This window comes from Wolbachia endosymbiont of Nomada ferruginata (genome assembly GCF_001675785.1).
GTDB lineage: Bacteria > Pseudomonadota > Alphaproteobacteria > Rickettsiales > Anaplasmataceae > Wolbachia > Wolbachia pipientis.
In genome coordinates, this window is sequence record NZ_LYUY01000095.1 from 1 (window position 1) to 4,791 (window position 4,791).

Genomic DNA, 4,791 nt, shown 5'->3' on the forward strand with positions numbered 1-4,791 from the left:
GTTCATTTCATTTTCAGGTAATAACTTTATTTTATTCCAGAAAAATTCCACTGCCTGCTCTTGCTTAAAACTCATAGCACATTTAAGCCCGTACTCATATGGATGACAGCCATCTAAATTTAGTTTAGAGATGTAACCACTAACAAAATGTGACCAAAAAACTATTAAAAGGTTGCCTCCTAGAGTCTTAACTAAGTGACCATACTCCAACAGACTGCTCTTACCTTGAGCTGATAGTTTATTTTTTCTCTCTTCAAATAGAGCAATAATATCTTCTTCCAGGCAATAACGACAGGCAATCTCATATCTTTTATCAGTACTAAAAGGATTATTTGAATTTTGCACAATCAATTTTTTACCTACCATTTGCCTATCAAGCTTAACTCCGTGTAAATTGTCTACTTTTTTCCAACAATCCTCACCAGACAACACTTGTGCAAGAAAATTACATCCTTTCTGTCCACTTTTTTGGTGTAGACGCCAATTTGCATAGCACCAGCGTTCAATTTGAAAAAGCTTAGATGCTCTATAGGGATCATCTTCTCTAATGGATGAAAACAAAGCTTCTGGAATATCTGAACGTAGCATGATCACCCCTTTATGAATGGAAAAAAATGGAAACTGTTACATCTAACATACACTATAGTAACTTGATGGCACTTCAAGTAAGATATCCCTTTTCTAAGTTTTGTCAATCCTCAATTTGAAATTTTTTTTAGGCTTGAATAACTTTTTGCAAAAGGCTCTTAACAGGCTCAATACAAGGCCTTTTATTTGCTTTTAAATTCTGTTTTTTATAAATCTACCTTAATTATTATTCTAAAATAAACTGCTATTAATTTAGCAAGACATATTATTAAGATCTCAAGTAAAACAACCATTTTCAGCACTCAAAACCAAGAGCGGTGAGAACTATTTTTCTTGGAATGCGTTGGTCTACCAAACGATACATACGAACTTTTTTATATGGTGATTTTATTATACGGTAAAACTAGCTATATTAGCTTACTTCAGCTAAATTTACATATGAACTAATTTGCCTAACTTTGTTACAAAGATTTCAAGCTTCTATTTTGACAACCTTATTTTTACACAACATGCTCTCACAAATATAAGACCTTTTTTGCAATTTTAGAAAGAGTAAATAATTCAAATTTTTGTGGCACTAAAATAGGAATTTCTTTAGTTACAGCAAGGTCTATTTTTTCGTAAGTAAAAGTGTTTTACAATTAATTATTAGAATGAAAATATCATACTTGGCTCTCAAGAAATTTCCTGTTGTACAGTGGTAAGGTTTGGAGAAAAAGATTGGCTTGGCAACGATAATTTACTAGACTAAAGTTTATATTAAAATACAAAATGGGGTTGCGGGTATGGAATCTGGTTTGGATCACAATTACAATAAAATACTTGATATATTAAAAGGTGCTATTAAAGGCGACGATAATCAAGTTAAAGCAAGAAAACATCTTAGAGTAGAAAGATGGTTGAGGGTTTATATTCAATTAATTGAAGATTTTGATGAGGGAAAATTAAAATTTTTCTCTGATATATTCTCTGATAATTCTTGTTGGGATGGAGTAAGATTAAAAAATGAAATTGTTGGTGAAAGGTTAACTGAAGAAAAAAATAAAAATGGAAAAGAGAATCCATTAAACATTTCTAAAAGATATTACTTAGCATGTAAATACTGCTTAGAAGGTGAGATACCTAGATTATTTGAGCAAGTATTTATAAAGTTTAAAAATAGTGCATTTGAAGAAGATGTTTCTGATGATGAGCTAAAAGATGAACTTTTGGATCACCATAAAGAGAGTAGCCCTATAAAAGCTTTTTGGTCTTCCCTTATTAATAAACAGATTGGAAAACTAAACGAATATACAACAGTTGAAGGTTTAAAAGAAGCCATACGAGTAAACTCACGTAAAAATTGGGAAGAGGGTATAGAATACTTTTATAATAAATTGCACAGAGATCCTAATATTTCTAGTCAAGATAAAGATGATCTGTTAATTGAAGCAGCTTTATCTGCAGTAAAGGGTTACAAAGAAGTAGACACCATAGAGTTTTGCCTGTCTAAAATGGATGATGAGCAAAAGAAAAAATTACTAGATAGAGATTATAAGGAAAATACTTATTATGCAGTGTTGAATGTGCTAGTAGGTCAGTATTACTTTGATTCTTTTATGGAATTAAGCCGATTGTGTAGTCAGATTGAATGTGAACGTTACACAACTTTTTTATCTTCATTATCAGATCAAGTACTGAAGAATCCAGATCTGTCTGAAGAAACAAAAAAATGTATGATGAATGTTTGGGAACGTATAATAAAATTAAAAACTCAAGACCGCGGGGAGCAATCTATTTCCTCTATTTTTGTAGACTATTCAGTTACATATACAATAGCAAATTTAATTGTGGATCCAAGTAGACAAGGGGTAAGTAAAGAAGAAATATTAGGGAAGATATTAAAGCACGTAAAAGAAATGAGTGGTGAAGAGATGATAAAGGTTAAAGATTCTGTATTAAGTAAAATTCAGTTATTTCATGGGGGTAAAAAATTGCAATTAGGAGAACAAGTATTTTCTAAATTAGCTCAAGAAGCTTCTAAAGAATCAATTTTGCGTGAAGCTGGTGATACTTTGCCACAGTCAAGTCTCAGTACGACTGATACCCCATATAATATAAAATCTTTAGGCCATAGCAAATAGGAGAGTAATATGCCAAGTAATGTCAAGCCGCTTGAGTTGGTACAGCTTCTGTTAATGAGAAATAAATCAAAAGACGAGTTCCTAGATTTTCAAAAAAGGTTCCAATCGTTTATCAATCAATCTCCTTCTTTTTTGCATTCAGTTGGAAAGCCAGGCTTTTTCCCTAGTTTCTTTTTTGGTATGTTTGCTACTGTATTAGACACAGAACTTGCTACTAAAATTGGTATCAAAAAACTTCATTTTCGTTTTGATGATAATAGAACTTTAAAAATAGCTGTATTAACTAATGAGAAAATTAAGTGTATAACCTTGTCTGATCAAGTTGGTGGTAACAAGCATCTAAAGTTTTCTCGAGAAGAGTTAGAAAAAATAGCACAGGGATGGAAAATTGCAGAAGAGTTTAATAAACTAGAAAAAGAAGAGCATGAAATAACAATTACAGGAAAAGAAGTAAAGTACGAAAATGTTGATCCAGCTTTTAGTAAAAAGACTGATTATTCACAAAAAGGTTTTACAGAAATAGAAAAAGATCGTGACCAACAAGACCTAGAGAGCTTAATTTCAAAATTGAGTAATCAAGATTTCGAAGAAGTAAAAAAGAACGCTAGAAGAATGTTTAATTATATTACAAATGTCTATAAGAAATATGAAAAAGAAACTCTATTTAGCGGTAAAGAATCAAGTCATCATGGGTTTTTAGCTGGGTTTTTGATAAATTTTAAGTATCGTTTTCACCTAAAACTTTATCTCGAATTATTTGCTGGAAAAGGTTACGCAGACATTATTTTACTTGTGCGCGGTTCTGATAAGTCGCTAAGCTCTATTCCTATTATTATTGAGCTTAAAGCAGGTACTGGTGAGATAAGTACAGTGATAAAAGCATTGAAGCAAGCACAAGATTATGTTAAGGGCTCTTTTTCTAACTCTATAAGAATGATTACTATAGCTAATGAAGCTATTTGTGTAGGATTAAATTTTGACATGGTTCATCACGAAAATGTTAAAATTGATGTAGAAAATTTTCTTAGTCGAGAAGGTAATTCTGTAATAGAAAAGTTACTTGGCACTGAAGCAGCAAATGCTGAGGTGATAAAAACACAGCTAGAGTATCTTTACTATGGAATTGTTTGGAGCAATGGTGGAAGTGATAATATTAATTATGTCAGCAGAATGATCTTAGGTCAGCTAGTACTTATTTCTAATATTATTAAGCGTGAAAAGTTAGGTAAACATATTTTTATTTATGATCAAAATGATAAAATGGCTACTGGATCACAGAAGCGCCCAGAAGCAGCAAAAGAAAGTATTGCGGATTGTGTTACAACTATAGTGCTAACTTTAGGTAAGAAGGTGCTTATACTCAACATAAATGAAAAAAATGAATTTGCATTGAGAGTGCCAGATAATAAAGGAATTCCTATTGAAAATATTAGGGGAATTCAAAACGTCAATGACATAAAGATACAAGAAATAACCTGTAACTTATACAGTACACCTAGTAATAAGAATCCATTTGATCAGTACTGTAATAAGAATAAGGGAATTACAGTAAATACGTATGACTCATTGGACAAATACAAAAGAGGTAAAGAAATTTTACAAGGTAATTTTACTCCAATTGTGGAAAATAAAAAATTTAAAGCAGCTTTGAGCAAAGCTATAAAATCTGGTAAATATGATGATTACAAAAAACTATTTGAAGAAATTTCTCATATACTACATCCTTTCAAATCATTAATAAGCAATGAGGCTACATTTCAAGCTGTATTGCATGGTTTATTTAGTAGCTACGGAGAAGATAATATAAAAGTTATTACTGAATTTCAAATAGGTGGTGGAGAGAAGTTGGATGTTATGTTGGTTATAAATGCTACTGATCAAAAAAAAGAATACCCCCCAGTTGGAATAGAGCTAAAATTTGCTAAGAAAGGAGATTTGGATAAAAAAGAAAAAGAGGCTAAGGACCAGTTGACAAGATATAAAGAAGGTGAAGCGTATAAGAGGTTGTCCGGAAACAAGTAAAAGGCTATAATATCTGAAATTTTAGTACGGGGTAAAGATGAGAAAAAAGTATCCAACA

At 31.4% G+C, this 4,791-nt stretch carries 3 protein-coding genes; 2 read left to right on the plus strand and 1 reads right to left on the minus strand.

The genetic code is table 11. The features are described from left to right. Positions 1–588, minus strand: a 588-nt coding sequence (locus BA053_RS05240; protein WP_156518236.1) for a hypothetical protein, incomplete at its 3' end; no start/stop codon positions are given. Positions 589–1,373: 785 nt separating this feature from the next. Between BA053_RS05240 and BA053_RS05245 the strand changes: the two genes are divergently transcribed. Further along, positions 1,374–2,711: a hypothetical protein gene (locus BA053_RS05245; RefSeq protein WP_065095437.1), complete on the plus strand. Its 1,338-nt coding sequence runs from the start codon at positions 1,374–1,376 to the stop codon at positions 2,709–2,711. Positions 2,712–2,720: 9 nt separating this feature from the next. Beyond that, complete coding sequence (locus BA053_RS05250) at positions 2,721–4,733, plus strand: hypothetical protein (RefSeq protein ID WP_245611606.1); 2,013 nt, start codon at positions 2,721–2,723, stop codon at positions 4,731–4,733. Positions 4,734–4,791: the final 58 nt, after the last annotated feature.

Excerpts from the sequence above, each read along its gene's own strand:
- BA053_RS05245 (WP_065095437.1), top strand. The coding sequence starts at position 1,374 with ATGGAATCTGGTTTGGATCACAATTACAATAAAATACTTGATATATTA.
- BA053_RS05250 (WP_245611606.1), top strand. The coding sequence starts at position 2,721 with ATGCCAAGTAATGTCAAGCCGCTTGAGTTGGTACAGCTTCTGTTAATG.